A 14,999-nucleotide genomic window follows, 5' to 3' on the forward strand; every position below is an offset into this window, starting at 1 on the left:
GGCCGCAGGTCCGAAAGGGGTTTTCAGCGCTTTAGCGGGCGGAGCCGCCCGCTAAAGCGTGGGCGTACACCTCCAGGTAGAGGCGGGTGATCTTCTCCGGGTGGAAGGCCTCCGCGGCGTAAGCCCGTGCCTGTTGGCGGAGCTGGGGCAGTTGGGGGCTTTCCAAAAGCTCCAGCACCGCCTCGGCGAAGGCTTCCAGGTCCCCGAGTTCCACCAAGCGGCCCACCTCCGGGGTGATAAGCTCAGGAACCCCGCCCACGGCGGTGGCCACCACGGGCACCCCGCTGGCCAGGGCCTCGAGGGCCGCCTGGCCAAAGGACTCCTCCTCCGAGGCCAGAAGGAAAAGGTCCGCCGCCCCCAGGATCTCTTCCGGATGGGGGGTGGGTGGGTAGAAGGTGACGAAGCGTTCTACCCCAAGCTCTTCCGCCACCCGCTTTGCCTCCCCTTCCTCTGGTCCCTTCCCTAGGAGGAGGAGCCTGGCCTCCACCCGCCTTCGTACCTTGGCGAAGGCCCGCACGATGTCCGGTACCCTCTTGATGGGACGGAAGTTGGAGGCATGGACCAGGAGCCACTCCCCTTCCGCCGCGTAGAGCCGCTTGCGCTCCGGCCTGGGGAAGAAGCGGTCCGGGTCCACGGCGTTATGGATGACGGTGGGCTTCACCCCAAAAGCCCGCTCTGCCTCCCTGGCCAGGGCCCGGCTCACCGCGGTGGTGGCCCGGGCGGCGTACAGGGCTCTTCGGGTGGGCCCGTGGAAGGCGGGGTCCATGCCCAGGACCGAAACGTCGGTGCCGTGTAGAGTGTGAACCAAAGGGAAGTCCTCCCCGAAGGCCAAGAAAGCGGCGGCGGCGTGGGGGATGGCGTAGTGGGTGTGGACTAGGTCCAGGCCCAGGCGCTTGGCCTCCCGCTCCAATACCCCAGCCAGGGAGAGGGTGTAGAGGGGTCCGGGAAAGACGGGATAGTAGGGGAGGTCTACGGGGATATAGGTCACGGGGCTTTCCTGGGGGAGGCGGAAGGGCCTTTCCGTGGCGAAGAGATAGACCCTATGCCCCATCCGGGCCAGCCGGTCCGCCAGCTCCGTGGCCACGATGCCGCTGCCACCCAGGCCCGGATAGGCGACCATGCCGATGCGTAAGGGGTTCATGCCGGGGGCCCAGGGAGGTCCGGAACGCGTTTGGTTACCTGTGCCCGCCGCCCGCACTGGGTCATGGCATCTAGTTTAGCGTCTTTGGGCTAGGGGCTTCAGGGCCGCCATCCCGAAGGGGTCGCGGGGAAAGGGGGCCTGCCCCCAGGGGGAAGTTCCAGCCGGAAGAGACGGGAGAGGACCACTACCCCTCCCGTGAGGCGTGCCTGGGCCATGGCCTGGTCTAGGAGGGCGGAGAGTTCCAGGAGAAAGTGGTCCTGGCGGTCCTTCGGTACGTTCAGAGCTCCGAAGGAGAAGCAGGCGGGGTTGACCGCTTGGCAATGGGGTTCCAGCCGGAGCTTTCCTCCCAGGAAGTAGAGCCTCCAGGCCCCGAGGTCCACCCGGTACCCGGCCCGCAGGTGCTCCCGATACTGCTCGGAAAGTCTTTGCCACAGCGCCTGTGCTTCCTTACCTGCAGGGGTCAAGGTGTAGCGCCACTCCCTGGCCCCCGCCTGGGTGAGGGTCTGGCTGCGGGTGAGCCGCCAATCCAAGGCCAGGGCTGGGTGTAAGCCCGCCAACAAAAGCCCTACCCCTAGCCAGCGAAGCCCGACGTGGCTCGCCATGCTTCCAGTTTGCCTCCTCCCGTGGGCTGGGCGCGTGAGGTGTGCACCCCGTTTCAAAGGGACCGCAAGGCCTCTTCCACCTCCTGCATGTAAGGGTCCCAGGGGATGAGGACGTGGGCGGTGCCCTGCTTCGCGGGGTAGTAAGGAAGGTCCAGCCGCAAAGGGACGCGCACTTCTGCCTGTTCCCGCACCAGGGCTGGGGGTGGTTTGGGGAAGAGGGTGGGTCGGCGGAGCTTTTCCAGAAGGAGGCTCAGGCGGAGGGCCAAGAGGCCGGAAAGTCGGCGATGCGCAGGGCTTTCCCGGGTTCTCATGGTCAGTTCCGCCGCACCTTTTTGTTGAGGAAGTCCAGGAGGAGGTACTGGCCCAGGTTTCGGGGATGGGTGAGGTAGGCCTTGCCCCGGGTGATCTGGGATAGCTTCTTCACGAAGGCCAAAAGCTCCGGCTCCCGGGCCAGCATAAAGGTGTGGATGGGGATGCCTTCCTTGCGAGCCAGGGTGGCTTCCTTCAAGGTTTCCGCCAAGATCAGCGGGTCCAGGCCCCAAGCGTTTTTGTAAATCTCCCCGCTGGGCAGGGTGATGGCCGAGGGTTTACCGTCGGTGATGAGGATGATCTGCTTCATCTCGCCCCCCATCTTTTTCAAGAGGGTGCGGGCCAGCTCCAAGCCCGCCTTGGTGTTGGTGTGGTAGGGGCCTACCTGGGCCAGGGGAAGCTTGGCCAGGGGGATCTCCTCGGCGCTGTCGTGGAAGAGGACGAAGCGCACCCGGTCCCCGGGGTACTGGGTGCGGATGAGGTGGGCCAGGGCCAGGGCCACCCTTTTGGCCGGGGTGAAGCGGTCCTCCCCGTAGAGGATCATGGAGTGGGAGCAGTCCAGGAGAACCACGGTGCTCATGCTGGAGGTGTGCTCGGCCAGGTCGATGACGAGGTCTTCAGGGGCAAGATACACCAAGCCCTTGGCCGCGGCCCGCTTCAGGGTTTCGGGCACGTTGAGCTCCAGGGGGTCGCCCCACTCCCAGGCCTTGGTTTCCCCGGTCTTTTCCACGCCAGGGGCGTGGTGGGGGGTGGGGTGGAGGCCGGGGGCGTTGCGGCCTAGGGCTCCCAGGAGTTCCCGCAGGCTTTTTAGCCCCAGGAAGTCCGAGGCCTTTTCCGTGAGCTCGAGGCGGGCCTCGCCCGCCTGGCCCTTATACCCCCCTTGAGCAGGGTTCGTGGGGTCCTCCCCGGGCAGGCGCAGGTAGCCCGCCTCCTGGAGCTTCTCAAGCATGCGCTGGATGGCCTGGTGGAGCCGGGTTTCCTCCTTGCGCTCCGCGAAGCCGGCTTCCCGCATCCAGTCCTCGGGTACCAGCTCGTTTTGGAGGAGGGCCTGGAGGAGAGCGTCGTAGAGGTCTTCCAGGGTGGGGGTGCGGTGGGGGTCGGGGTCGTAGCGCTGGAAGGGGTCGGAAAACCCAGAGTCCAGGAGGAAGCCCTCCAGGAGGGAGAGGATCTCCTCGGGGGAGAGGTCTTCCAAGGTTCCTTCGTAGCGGCTATAGCGGATGGCCTTCATCCACCATCCTCCCGAGAACCTTGCCCATGAGCTCAGCATAGCCGCTAAGCCGTGCGAAGATGGCCTGAGCTAAAGCTTCGTTGTAGGTGTGGACCGTGAGGTTGCGGTCGTCGGCCATGGTGAGGGCCAAGCGGGCTTCCTCTTCCCCCATCAGACCCACCTCGTGGGCCAAGCGAAAGACCCGTTTGGGGCTTGCGGCCTCCAAACCCTCCCTCTCCCTGAGGAAGGCTTGGAGGGCTTTCCAAAAGGCCTCAAAGGTGTACTCAAAACGTTGTATGGCGGCATCCCGCTCCACGGGGCTTGGGGCCTCCTTGTACGCCAGCTCCTCCAAGGTCCCAAGGGCCTGCTTGGCCACCGCCAGGCGTTCTAGAACTCGGCCCATACGATCCCCTCCCTTAGAACCCTTTCCCGGAAGGCGGGGTCCACCTCCCCCAGGTCCACCAGGTCTACCCGATGGAGCACGGGTGCCTCCTCCAGGACATCCCTGAGAAGGGGGAGAAGTTCCCCCAAGGGGGTGGGGCTCAGCAAGGCCAGGTCCAGGTCCGAGCCGCGACCGGCTTCACCCCGGGCGTGGGAGCCGTAGAGGATGAGCTTTACCCCCTTGCCCTGGAGGTAGGGTGCCAGGGCGGTGAGAACCGCCTCCTTCTCCTGCTCCAGGCTAGTTGCCATAGCTTCTCGTCCTCTCCGCCGCCTGGTAGCTCGTCTCCCCCCGGGCGAGCTTCCTCCTGCCCACAAGCCCCTCCAGGATGAACTCCCCTGCCGAAAGGAGCACCTCGGGTTCCCGGCCCGCCGCCAGGGCCTGGGCTGCCTGGAGCAGGCCCGGCACCTCTTCCATGGCCTTGAGGGCCTCCTCCACACTTCCTTCCGGCAGGGTGAGGAGGTTTCCCGCCTCGAAGTGGGCCACGATGGGTTCGGTGTTCAGGCGGTAGCGGGGGAGGACCATGCCAAAGGCCTTCTGCACGATCTCCCGCGCCACCCGCTCCGCTCCCTGGAGCTCTCCCTCGTATTCCAGCTCCAGCTTGCCGGTGATGGCGGGAAGCCCCCCGTAGAGGTCCAGGGGCCGGGCCACCGGGCGCACCCCTTGGAGGAGGGCCCGCCGTTCCGCCCCCGCCGCCACCACCTCCAGGAGGCTGATGGCCAGGCGCTGGGAGACCCCGGCGGTCTGGTCCACCCGTCGGTCCTCCCGGGCGGCGAAGGCCACGGCTTCCGCAGAGAGGCGGATCCATTCTGGGACCACTACCCCTTCCGGCAGGTAGGCCTCTTGGGCGCTGATCCTGGCCCCTTCCTCGAGGCTCCTCGGGTAGTGGGTGCGGATTTCGCTGCCGATCCGGTCCTTGAGGGGGGTGACGATGCGCCCCCGGGCAGTGTAGTCCTGGGGGTTGGCGGTGAAGACCAGCCAGACGTCCAGGGGAAGCCTTATGGGGTAGCCCCGGATCTGCACGTCCCCTTCCTCGAGGATGTTGAAAAGGGCCACCTGCACCTTGGGGGCCAGGTCCGCCAGCTCGTTCACGGCGAAGATCCCCCGGTTGGCCCGAGGGAGGAGGCCAAAGTGCATGCTTTCCAGGTCGGCCATCCCCGTGCCCCGGCGGGCGGCCTTGATGGGGTCCATGTCCCCCAGGAGGTCGGCCACGGTGGTGTCGGGAGTGGCCAGCTTCTCGACGTAACGCTCCTCCCGGCTCACCCAGACGATGGGGGCCTCATCCCCGGCCTCCTCCAGGAGGCGCTTGCCCTCGGGGGAGATGGGGGCGAGGGGGTTGTCGCGGAGCTCGGTGGGCAGGGCGGGAACCTCCTCGTCCAAAAGGCTCACCAGGCAGCGCAGGATGCGGCTTTTGGCCTGCCCGCGGGTACCCAGGAGGATGAAGTTTTGCTTGGCCAGGATGGCCTGGACCAGGGCGGGGAGGACGGTGTCCTCGTAGCCGTGGATCCCCGGGAAGAGCCGTTCCCCGCGCTTGAGCTTCTGCCGCAGGTTCTCCCGGGCCTCGTCCTTGACTGAGCGGTTCAGCTTTTCCAGAGGGTAGGTGCGCTTGAGTTCGCCAAGGGTCTTGGCCTTCACCCCTTTAGTGTAGGGCGCAAAGGCGGGTGCTTTTGTGTGCGAAGCCCAGCCTAACGCCCTTCTCATGCCCCGGGGGTATCTTGCCCCTGTGGAGATACACGGCACCACCATCCTGGCCGTTCGCAAGGACGGGGTCACGGCCCTGGCGGGAGACGGCCAGGTGACCTTCGGCCAGACGGTCCTGAAGAGGGGCGCGGTGAAGGTGCGGCGCCTCGAGGTGGGCGGGGGCGTCCTGGTGGGCTTCGCCGGAGGGGTGGCCGACGCCATGGCCCTCTTGGAGCGCTTCGAGGAGAAGCTCAAGGAGGCCAAGGGGAACCTCCTCAAAGGAGCGGTGGAAACCGCCAAGCTCTGGCGCACCGACCGCGTCTTGCGCCACCTGCAGGCCATGATCATCGCCGCTGACCGGGAAAGCCTGGTCCTGCTTTCGGGGAGCGGGGAGGTCATCGCCCCTGAGGAGCCCATTTTGGCGGTGGGCTCGGGCGGGCCCTACGCCCTGGCCGCGGCCAAGGCCCTCTACCGCCACGCGAACCTTTCCGCCAAGGAGATCGCCGAGGAGGCCTTGAAGATCGCTGCCGAGGTGGACCTCTACACCTCGGGCACGGTCACCGTCCTCACCCTGGGGGAAGCATGAACCTCACGCCTGCGGAAATCGTTCGGGAGCTTTCCAAGCACATCGTGGGCCAGGAGGCGGCTAAGAAGGCCGTGGCGGTGGCCCTAAGGAACCGCTACCGCAGGAAGAAGCTCCCTCCGGAGATCGCCCGGGAGGTCACCCCCAAGAACATCCTCATGATCGGGCCTACGGGGGTGGGCAAGACGGAAATCGCCCGCCGCCTGGCCCGCCTGGCCGGGGCCCCCTTCGTGAAAGTGGAGGCCACCAAGTTCACCGAGGTGGGCTACGTGGGCCGGGACGTGGACAGCATCGTGCGGGACCTGGCCGAGGCCAGCTACCAGCTGGTGCTGGAGGAGATGAAGAAGAAGGTGGAGGAGAAGGCCCTGGCCTTCGCCGAGGAGGAGCTGGCCACCCTTCTTCGGGCTTCCGTGGCCGAGGTGCGCTCGGGCCGCCTGGACGGCCTCTCGGTGGAGATCCAGGTGGAGGAGGAGGTCAGCCTGCCCTTCATGGGGGTGCTGGGGGGCGAGGGCATGGGCGGGGTGGGGGAGATGCTCAAAGGGCTTCTTCCCAAGCGCCCCGTGCGCAAGCGCATGACGGTGAGGGAGGCGCGCGAGGTCCTCAAGAACCAGCACGCCGAGCGCCTAGTGGACAAGGAGGAGGTGAAGGAGGAGGCCCGACGAAGGGCCCAGGAGGAGGGCATCGTCTTCATTGACGAGCTGGACAAGGTGGCTAGGCGGGAAGGCACGGTGGGGCCGGACGTGTCCGGGGAGGGGGTGCAGCGGGACCTCCTGCCCATCGTGGAGGGCACGGTGGTTTCCACCCGCATCGGTCCGGTGTCCACGGATCATGTCCTCTTCATCGCCGCCGGGGCCTTCCACGTGGCTAAGCCCTCGGACCTTATCCCCGAGCTCCAGGGACGCTTTCCCATCAGGGTGGAGCTTTCCCCCTTGGGGCCGGAGGAGTTCTACCGCATCCTCAAGGAGCCGGAGAACTCCCTCGTCCGCCAGTACACGGAGCTCCTGAGGGCCGATGGCACGGAGCTCTACTTCCATGAGGACGCCCTCTTGGCCATCGCCGAGGCCGCTTACCGGGCCAACCAGGCCCTCGAGGACATCGGGGCCAGGCGCCTGGCCACGGTGCTGGAGCGGGTGCTGGAGGAGGTGAGCTTCCAGACGGACCTGGGCCGGGTGGAGATCACCCGGGCTTACGTGGAGAAGAGGCTGGAGGCGGTCTTCGCCTCCCCGGACCTGACGCGGTTTGTGCTTTAGGAGGGAAGAAGATGCGCTGGTTGCTCTTGGCCTTGAGCTTGCTGGCTGTTCCTACCCTGGCCCAGACCCCACCGCCTCCGGCTGGCCAGGCGGCGCAACAGGATACCCTGAAGCTGGGGGTGCAGCTCTACGCCCTGGGGCGGTACGAGGCGGCCTTGGAGCTTTTTGAGCGGGCGGTGAAGGAGAGGCCCCAGGACGCGGACGCCCTTTACTGGCTGGCCCGGGCGCAGCTGAAGGTGGGGCTTTTGAACCCGGCCTTGGAGAACGCTAAGGGCCTGGTGGCCAGGAACCCCCGGTACATCGGCGGGTACATGGTCCTCTCCGAGGCCTACATGGCCCTCTACCGGTCCTCCGAGGACCGGGAGAAGGGCAAGGCCTACCTGGAGCAGGCCCTCACCGTGCTTCGGGATGCGGAGAAGGTGAACCCCAGGTACGCGCCGCTCTTCGCCCAGAGGGGTTTGGTCTACACCCTGCTGGGCCAGCTGGACAAGGCGGAGGAGGCTTTTAGGAAGGCCTTAGGCCTCCAGGACACCCCGGAGGTGCGCCTGGCCCTGGCCGAGCTCTACCTGGCGGGGGGCCGTCTGGATGAGGCTCTGGAGCAGTACGCCAGGGCCTTGCAGTTGGCGCCCAAGGATGGAGAGCTCCGGGTGCGCTACGCCTCGGCGCTCCTCCTGAAGGGACGGGCAGAGGACGCTGCCCGGGTGCTGGAAGAGGGCCACCGGTTGAAGCCCTTGGACGCCGAGGGGTGGTACACCCTGGGCCAGGCTTATTTTGTCCTGGGTCGGGGCAAGGAGGCAGGGGTAGCCCTGGAGAACGCGGTGGCCCTGGCTCCCCTTCGCTTCCCCGCAGCCTACTTCTACCTGGGCCAGGTCTATATGGCCCTGGGGGATTGGCAGAAGGCCAAGAGCCGCCTCACGGTGGCGGTGCGCCTCGAGCCCAAGAGGGCGGAGTACCGCTACCAGCTCTGCCTGGCCAACGAGAAGCTGGGGGACAAGGAAGGGGCCCGCTACCAATGCCAGGAGGCCTTGAAGCTCAGGCCGGGTTATAAGGAGGCCGAGGAGGTGTTGCGGCGGCTTTAGCCAGGGTATCGCCGGGAACTTGAGCATCCTTTCACGAGGGGAACGCCCCATACGAGGCGTTCCCCTGGGACTTTATTCCCTGGACACCGCTACGTGCCGGGGGTATAAGGAGTCCGAGGAGGTGAAAAATGCTCACCCGCCGCAAGTTTATAGGCTTGGCGGGCGCGGTAACGGGCGGGGCGCTCCTTTGGGAACGGGGTTTGGCGCGGGGCGAGAAGCCCGTTTTGCGCAAGCCCATAGGGGAAAAGCCCCTTATCTGCCCTTACTGCGCCACGGGATGCGGCATGATCGCCGCGGTGCAGGACGGGAAGCTGGTGAACCTCGAGGGGGATCCCGACCACCCCATCAACCAGGGGGCCCTCTGCGCCAAGGGGCAAGCGGCGCGGGGGTTTGTGGAAAGCCCTTACCGGGTCACCAAGGTGCTGTACCGGGCGCCTGGGTCCGACCGGTGGGAGGAAAAGGACTGGGCGTGGGCCCTGGACCGCATTGCCCGCCTCATCAAGGACACCCGCGACCGGGGCTGGGTGGAGGTGGACGACCAGGGCCAGACGGTGAGGCGCACGGAGGCCATCGCTACCTTGGGCACCAGCGTGGGTTCCAATGAGGAGGCCTACGCCATGTCCAAGCTCTTCCGGGCCCTGGGCATCGTCTATATTGAGCACCAGGCCCGCATCTGCCATTCTTCCACGGTTCCCGCTTTGGGCAACAGCTTTGGGCGCGGGGCCATGACCAACCACCCCATTGACTTCAAGAACGCTGACGTCATCTTGGTCCAAGGGGGGAACCCTGCGGAGCAGCACCCCCTCACCTTCCGCTGGATCCTCGAGGCCAAGGAGCGGGGGGCCAAGCTCATCGTGGTGGACCCCCGTTTCAACCGCACCGCCTCCAAAGCCGACCTCTTTGCCCAGATCCGCCCCGGCACCGACATCGCCTTCATGGGCGGCATGATCCGCTACATCCTGGAGAACAAGCGCTACGACGAGTTCTACGTCAAGCACTACACCAACGCCTCCTTCCTGGTCCACCCGGAGTTCAAGACGGCCACGGAGCTGGACGGGCTCTTCTCCGGCTACGATCCCGAGAAGAAGGCCTACGACACCTCCACCTGGGCCTACCAGGTGGACGAAAACGGCCAGGTCAGGACCGACCCCACCCTGCAGGACCCCCACTGCGTCTTCCAAATCCTGAAGCGGCAGTACGAGCGCTATACCCCCGAGGTGGTCTCCAAGATCACTGGCATCCCCGTGGAGAAGCTCCTGGCCATCTACGACCTCTATTCCTCCACAGGGGGCCCCGACCGGGCGGGCACCATCACCTACGCCATGGGGGCCACCCAGCACACCTATGGCACCCAGCACATCCGCACCTACGCCATCGTCCAGCTCCTCCTGGGCAACATCGGCTTGCCCGGGGGCGGGGTGAATGCCCTTCGGGGCCACTCCAACGTGCAGGGCAGCACGGACTTCGCCCTTCTTTACCACGACCTTCCCGGATACCTGGGCCTGCCCACCGGGGACAAGCCCACCCTGAAGGACTGGCTGGACTCCCGAGTGCCCAAGGCCAACTACGCTCCCTCCGCCAACTGGTGGCAGAACTACCCCAAGTACTTCGTGAGCCTCCTAAAGGCCTGGTGGCCCAAGGTAGCCCCTGAGGAGGCCTACGGCTACCTGCCCAAGCTTTCCCCTCACAAGGACGGCATCCCCGACAAGAGCGCCGACTACTCCCACTACGCCCTCTTCCACGCCATGCTGGCGGGCCGCATTGAGGGGCTCATCTCCATCGGTCAGAACCCAGCCAACTCCGCCGCCAACGTCAACCTGGCCCGGAAGGCCTTAGACCGCCTGAAGTGGCTGGTGGTGGTGGACCCCATGGAAACCGAAACCGCTGCCCACTGGAAGCGGCCCGGGGTTAATCCCAAGGAAATCCAGACCGAGGTCTTCCTTCTGCCCTCGGCGGTGTGGGCGGAGAAGTCCGGGAGCATCACCAACACCGGGCGCTGGGCCCAGTGGTACGACAAGGCCCTGGACCCCCCCGGGGAGGCTAAGGACGAGCTTTGGATCCTCACCGAGCTGGTCGAGCGGCTCAAGAAGCTATATGCGGAAGAGGGCGGCCCCAATAAGGAGGCCATCCTGAACCTCTCCTGGTGGGAACACTCCGAGACGATGGCCGAGGAGGTGGCCAAGGAGTACAACGGCTATGACCTCACCACCGGGAAGCTCATGGCCAAGTTCGCTGACCTCCGGGACGACGGCACCACCGCCTGCGGCAACTGGCTCTACTGCGGGGCCTTCACCGAGGAGGGCAACAAGATGGCCCGCCGCGACCCCAAGGACACCCACCCCTTGGGGTTGGGGCTTTACCAGAACTGGGCCTACGCTTGGCCGGCCAACCGCCGCATCCTTTACAACCGCGCCTCCACGGACCTCCAGGGCCAGCCTAGGAACCCTGCCAAGTGGCTGGTGCGCTGGAACCCCCAGGAGGAGAAGTGGGAAGGCGACGTCCCCGACGGCGCGGCGCCCCCGGAAAAGGCCTTGCCCTTCATCATGCTCCCCGAAGGCGTGGGCCGCCTCTTCGCCGCCCAGCTGAAAGACGGCCCCCTGCCCGAGCACTACGAGCCCTGGGAGAGCGCCCTGGCCAACCTCATCTCCGGCCAGGACAAGAACCCGGTGTGCAAGGTCTGGGTGGGGGACTTGGACGTCTACGGTACCCCTGAGGAGTACCCCATCGTCGCCACCACCTACCGCCTCACGGAGCACTGGCACACCGGGATGATGAGCCGGAACGTCCCTTGGCTTTTGGAGCTCCAGCCGGACCCCTTTGTGGAGATGGACGTGGAGCTGGCGAAAAGCCTTGGCATCAAGAACGGGGAGTGGGTGCGCATCCGAAGCGCCCGCGGGGAGATGAAGGCGGTGGCCTTAGTCACCCCCAGGGTCCAGCCGGTGAAGGTGGGGGATAAGACCCTGCACCAGGTGGGCATCGTCATCCACTGGGGCTACCAAGGGGGCAACCCCGGCGACTCGGCTAACCAGCTCACCCCCCAGGCCCTGGATCCCAACAGCTTCATCCAGGAGACCAAGGCCTTCCTGGTGAGGATTGAGAAGGCGTAGGAGGTGGGGGATGCCGAACCCGAATGATTTTGCTATTCTGTTTGACGCCAGCCGCTGTATCGGCTGCAAGGCTTGCCAGGTGGCCTGCAAGCAGTGGAACGACCTCGAGGCCGAGCACACGCGGAACGCGGGAGGCTACGCCAACCCGCCCAAGCTCACCGCCAGCACCTGGCTGGCCATGCGCTACTACGAGGGCCTCAGGCCTGATGGCGAGCCCTACTTTGACTTCGTGCGCGGGGCCTGCATGCACTGCACCCATGCTCCTTGCGTGGCCAGCTGCCCCACCGGGGCCATGGCCCACCGGGAGGGCGGGGTGGTGACCGTGGACCAGAGCACCTGCATCGGCTGCCGTTCCTGCGTGCGCGCTTGTCCCTACGACGCCGTGCACTTTGACGAGGAGCGGGGCGTCGTGCAGAAATGCACCATGTGCTACGACCGCATCGCCAACGGGGACCAGCCGGCCTGCGTGAAGGCTTGCCCCACGGACGCCCTCACCTTCGGGCGTTACCAGGAGCTTCAGGCCTTGGCCCAGGAACGGGTGCGGGTCCTGCAGGCGCGAGGATACCCCCGGGCCTCGGTCTACGGCCTGAAGGAGCTGGGGGGCACCCACGTGCTCTATGTCCTCACGGACCACCCCAGCCAGTACGGGCTTCCCGCGGCGGTGCGGGAGGCGGAGAAGCGGGCCATGGGGGGCTGGCTTTCCGCAGGGATCGCGGCCGCGGTCATGGGCATGGGCCTGAAGTTCATCGTGGACCGCCGTGAAGCGTTTAAGGGAGGTCGGGGATGATCACGCTCAACTTTCCCAACCCCATGGGGGAGGAAGGCTGGGGGCTTTGGGTGGCCCTTTACTTCTTTCTGGCGGGGACTGGAGGCGGGGCTTACCTGATCAGCGTCCTCTACTGCTCGCAAGAGCGGGTTCGCCGGGCAGCCCTTTGGGCCTTCGTGGGGGTGGTGCTGGGGTCGGTTTTGCTCATCCTGGACCTGGGGCAGCCCCTGCGCTTTGCGAACCTGATCCTGGGAGGGGTTTACCCGTCCTCGGTAATGTGGCTCGGCACCTGGTTCCTGCTCCTTTCTGGGGCCGGGCTCCTGTGGGTGATGGCGCGGCCCACCTCCCGCGGGGTGCAGTACTTGGTGGCCTTCTTGGTGGCTCTGGTGGTGGCCTACACCGCCGTGCTCCTCACCGCCACGGCCCGGCCTTTCTGGAACGCTTCCCCCCTCTTGCCTTGGCTCTTCCTGGCCTCGTCGGCTACCGCTGGGGGAGCGCTCCTGCAACTCCTTGCGCCCCACGAGCGCCTCAAGCGGCTGGTGGTAGGCATGGCCCTGGTGGAGGGCTTGATGGTGGCGTTGCACCTCCTCTGGACCTACCCGGTGGCCCAGGGTGCGGTGCTGGCCCTGCTGGTGGGCCCCCTGGCTTGGGCGTTTTGGGGCTTTGTGGTCCTGGGATGGGGGATCCCGTTGGCCCTGGAGCGGCGCCACGTTGGCCTGGCCGCCGTGTTGACCTTGGTGGGGGCCTTCTTGCTGCGCTACTTTGTGGTCTTGGCCGGGCAAGTGTGAGGCGCTACCCCCTGTCCCCCGGGGACAGGGGGTAGCTTTACGCTAAAGGGAGGTTGTCGTGCTGGACCTTTTGGAGCGTGTTCACCGCAAGCTCAGCCTCTTGCCCAAGCGGAGCGAGCCCTGGCCCGAAGCCTTGGGGAGGGCCCTGGAAGCGGTGAAAAGGGCTGTTGAAGAGGAGGCCCCCGGTCTTCTCCAGGGTGTGGAGCTTCCTCCTGAGGAGGTTCTCTTAGGAGATGCCGAGCACTTGCGGAGGGGCCAAGGGCCCGAGGGGGAAGGGTACGCGTTCTGGTTGCACCAGGCCCTGCGGCTTGTTCCCTGGCAGGAGGCGGGGGAGGAGGGTCGTTGCCCGGCGTGCGGTGGTTTTCCCGACGTGGGCTTTTTGGATGAGGAGGGCCGCCGCTTTTACGTGTGCGCCTTTTGCGACGAAACGTGGCGCGCACCCAGGGTGGCGTGCCCCTACTGTGGGGAGGGGCGCGCCGACCGCGTGGTGTTTTATGCGGAAGATCCCTTCCGCATCTACGTGTGCCGGACCTGCGGCGAGCGTTTTGTGGTTCAGGATCTCCGGCTGAGGCCTGCATTGGACCTGCCCGCTCTGCGGGCGCGGGCCGCCTGGTACGCGGTGGCGGAGGAGGAGGATGTGGAGGTTTGAGGGCGGGCGCTTCCTCGAGGCGGACTTCTCCCTCCCCGAGGAGGAGCGCCTGCTCCTGGTGGTGAACGGCAAGCCCTGGGCTGCCTTCAGTTATACCCCTGGAGACGAACTTTACCTGGCCTTGGGGCACCTCTTTTTAAGCGGGGTGCTTCAGGGCCTCGAGGGGGTGCGCTGGCACGTGGGTGAAGGGGTGGTGGCCGTGGACCTGCCCACGGAGCCCGAGAAGGGCGTGGGGGTGCGGGATAGTGGCTGCGCCGCCGGGCTCCGCTACGGGGAGCCGCGCCTTGCTCCCTTGCCTCGGGTAGACCTGGATCCAGAGCTGCCCCTTCGCCTCCTGAACCAGCTGCGGCAGGGGGCTATCCGCTACGCAAAGACCCGGGGCATCCACGGGGCGGCCCTCTTTGATCCCTCGGGGCGGCTCCTTTACCTGACGGAGGACGTGGGCCGCCACAACGCCGTGGACCGCCTGGCGGGCTTCATGCTCCTTAAGGGCGTCAAACCCCCGGTGCTGGTGGCCTCCAGTGGGCGGGTAAGCCAGGAGATGGCGGCCAAGGCCATTGGCATGGGCGCCGTGCTCCTGGCAAGCCGCACAGGCGCCACCGCCCCGGCGGTGAATCTGGCCCGAGCCTATGGCCTAGCCTTGGCCACCTATGTGCGCCCCACGGGCTACCGCCTCTACGCTCCCGGGGGCCTGCCCGTGGCCGAGGGCGTTCTCAAGCTTTAGGCTCTTCCTTTTTCTCCTCGCCTTCCTGGAGGCCCTTTTTGAACTCCTTCGCCGACTGGCCGATGCCCCGAGCCAGCTCAGGAAGCTTCTTGGCGCCGAAAAGGAGCAGGATCACCAGGAGGATGAGGAGGATTTCCACCGGACCTAAGCGCATGGGGCCATGATAGCACGCCTTGACCCTCCTAGGGGCAGGTGATATCGTGGCCTCTGGGGTGGCCTTGAGCCCCGGGGCGTAGCGCAGGCCGGTAGCGCACCTGCTTTGGGAGCAGGGGGTCGCCCGTTCAAATCGGGCCGCCCCGACCACGCGGGAGTAGCTCAGTTGGTAGAGCATCGGCCTTCCAAGCCGAGGGTCGCGGGTTCGAGTCCCGTCTCCCGCTCCAAGCCGGCCGGGGTGGAACCCACCCCGGCCTCCTTCGTGGGCCCGTAGCTCAGTGGACAGAGCAGCCGCCTTCTAAGCGGTAGGTCGGGGGTTCGAATCCCTCCGGGCCCGCCACGATGGAGAGGCCAAGCTCCCGCCCTCGGAAGTAAGGGCGGGTTGTTCTTTACCACCAAGGTGGACCCCCATACCTGTCCTGGGGTGCCCCTGGGTAGGGGGAGCCGAGGCCTCAGGCAGACTTGACCGATATGCGGCCTTGGGGTAAAGAGGGGGCATGACCCTACGCGAGGCCTTGTCCC

16 protein-coding genes and 3 tRNA genes are annotated in these 14,999 nt (G+C 66.4%); 11 read left to right on the top strand and 8 right to left on the bottom strand.

Annotated features, from left to right (window positions below):
* Nucleotides 1-31 precede the first annotated feature (31 nt).
* The 7 genes from bshA to L1088_RS07805 form a co-directional block, all read right to left on the bottom strand.
* Nucleotides 32-1,141, bottom strand: coding sequence for an N-acetyl-alpha-D-glucosaminyl L-malate synthase BshA (gene bshA / locus L1088_RS07775; RefSeq protein ID WP_234554429.1), 1,110 nt, complete (start codon nt 1,139-1,141; stop codon nt 32-34).
* A gap of 98 nt (nt 1,142-1,239) precedes the next feature.
* On the bottom strand, nt 1,240-1,743 hold the full coding sequence (locus tag L1088_RS07780; protein ID WP_234554430.1) for a hypothetical protein: 504 nt from the start codon (nt 1,741-1,743) through the stop codon (nt 1,240-1,242).
* Between the two features lie 53 nt (nt 1,744-1,796).
* Entirely contained in the window at nt 1,797-2,054 is a 258-nt protein-coding gene (locus L1088_RS07785) for a hypothetical protein (RefSeq protein ID WP_234554431.1), read from the bottom strand.
* A gap of 2 nt (nt 2,055-2,056) precedes the next feature.
* Nucleotides 2,057-3,280 (bottom strand): vWA domain-containing protein, encoded by a 1,224-nt coding sequence (locus L1088_RS07790; RefSeq protein ID WP_234554432.1) that lies wholly within the window; start codon nt 3,278-3,280, stop codon nt 2,057-2,059.
* Complete coding sequence (locus L1088_RS07795) at nt 3,261-3,662, bottom strand: HI0074 family nucleotidyltransferase substrate-binding subunit (RefSeq protein ID WP_038046269.1); 402 nt, start codon at nt 3,660-3,662, stop codon at nt 3,261-3,263. The genes L1088_RS07790 and L1088_RS07795 overlap by 20 nt, the downstream gene beginning before the upstream one ends.
* Nucleotides 3,647-3,949 (bottom strand): nucleotidyltransferase family protein, encoded by a 303-nt coding sequence (locus tag L1088_RS07800; RefSeq protein ID WP_234554433.1) that lies wholly within the window; start codon nt 3,947-3,949, stop codon nt 3,647-3,649. The genes L1088_RS07795 and L1088_RS07800 overlap by 16 nt, the downstream gene beginning before the upstream one ends.
* Nucleotides 3,939-5,333 (bottom strand): sigma 54-interacting transcriptional regulator, encoded by a 1,395-nt coding sequence (locus L1088_RS07805; protein ID WP_234554434.1) that lies wholly within the window; start codon nt 5,331-5,333, stop codon nt 3,939-3,941. The genes L1088_RS07800 and L1088_RS07805 overlap by 11 nt, the downstream gene beginning before the upstream one ends.
* 64 nt (nt 5,334-5,397) lie before the next feature.
* On the opposite strand from L1088_RS07805, the gene hslV reads away from it, so the two are divergent.
* The 8 genes from hslV to L1088_RS07845 all read left to right on the top strand — a co-directional run bounded on the left by hslV (nt 5,398) and on the right by L1088_RS07845 (nt 14,324).
* On the top strand, nt 5,398-5,964 hold the full coding sequence (hslV, locus tag L1088_RS07810; RefSeq protein WP_234554442.1) for an ATP-dependent protease subunit HslV: 567 nt from the start codon (nt 5,398-5,400) through the stop codon (nt 5,962-5,964).
* Complete coding sequence (locus L1088_RS07815; RefSeq protein ID WP_234554435.1) at nt 5,961-7,211, top strand: AAA family ATPase; 1,251 nt, start codon at nt 5,961-5,963, stop codon at nt 7,209-7,211. Before hslV ends, L1088_RS07815 begins: the two co-directional genes overlap by 4 nt.
* Nucleotides 7,212-7,222: 11 nt before the next feature.
* Entirely contained in the window at nt 7,223-8,290 is a 1,068-nt protein-coding gene (locus L1088_RS07820; protein ID WP_234554436.1) for a tetratricopeptide repeat protein, read from the top strand.
* A gap of 128 nt (nt 8,291-8,418) precedes the next feature.
* A complete protein-coding gene (gene fdnG / locus L1088_RS07825; RefSeq protein ID WP_234554437.1) occupies nt 8,419-11,397 on the top strand; it encodes a formate dehydrogenase-N subunit alpha in 2,979 nt (992 codons plus the stop codon).
* A gap of 10 nt (nt 11,398-11,407) precedes the next feature.
* Nucleotides 11,408-12,184, top strand: a complete 777-nt coding sequence (locus L1088_RS07830; protein ID WP_038046285.1) for a 4Fe-4S dicluster domain-containing protein — start codon at nt 11,408-11,410, stop codon at nt 12,182-12,184.
* On the top strand, nt 12,181-12,951 hold the full coding sequence (gene nrfD / locus L1088_RS07835) for an NrfD/PsrC family molybdoenzyme membrane anchor subunit (RefSeq protein WP_038046286.1): 771 nt from the start codon (nt 12,181-12,183) through the stop codon (nt 12,949-12,951). Before L1088_RS07830 ends, nrfD begins: the two co-directional genes overlap by 4 nt.
* A 58-nt stretch (nt 12,952-13,009) precedes the next feature.
* On the top strand, nt 13,010-13,600 hold the full coding sequence (locus tag L1088_RS07840; protein WP_234554439.1) for a formate dehydrogenase accessory protein FdhE domain-containing protein: 591 nt from the start codon (nt 13,010-13,012) through the stop codon (nt 13,598-13,600).
* A complete protein-coding gene (locus L1088_RS07845; protein ID WP_234554440.1) occupies nt 13,587-14,324 on the top strand; it encodes a formate dehydrogenase accessory sulfurtransferase FdhD in 738 nt (245 codons plus the stop codon). The genes L1088_RS07840 and L1088_RS07845 overlap by 14 nt, the downstream gene beginning before the upstream one ends.
* Here L1088_RS07845 and tatA read toward each other — a convergent pair.
* Nucleotides 14,314-14,478, bottom strand: coding sequence for a twin-arginine translocase TatA/TatE family subunit (tatA, locus tag L1088_RS07850; protein WP_038030191.1), 165 nt, complete (start codon nt 14,476-14,478; stop codon nt 14,314-14,316). The two genes, L1088_RS07845 and tatA, sit on opposite strands and share 11 nt — an antisense overlap.
* A gap of 72 nt (nt 14,479-14,550) precedes the next feature.
* Between tatA and L1088_RS07855 the strand changes: the two genes are divergently transcribed.
* The 3 genes from L1088_RS07855 (at nt 14,551) to L1088_RS07865 (ending at nt 14,817) form a co-directional block, all read left to right on the top strand.
* Nucleotides 14,551-14,627, top strand: a tRNA-Pro gene (locus tag L1088_RS07855).
* 1 nt (nt 14,628) lies between these two features.
* Nucleotides 14,629-14,704 (top strand) — tRNA-Gly (locus L1088_RS07860).
* A gap of 37 nt (nt 14,705-14,741) precedes the next feature.
* Nucleotides 14,742-14,817, top strand: a tRNA-Arg gene (locus L1088_RS07865).
* Nucleotides 14,818-14,999 lie beyond the last annotated feature (182 nt).

It is taken from the genome of Thermus caliditerrae, from assembly GCF_021462525.1.
Lineage (GTDB): Bacteria > Deinococcota > Deinococci > Deinococcales > Thermaceae > Thermus > Thermus caliditerrae.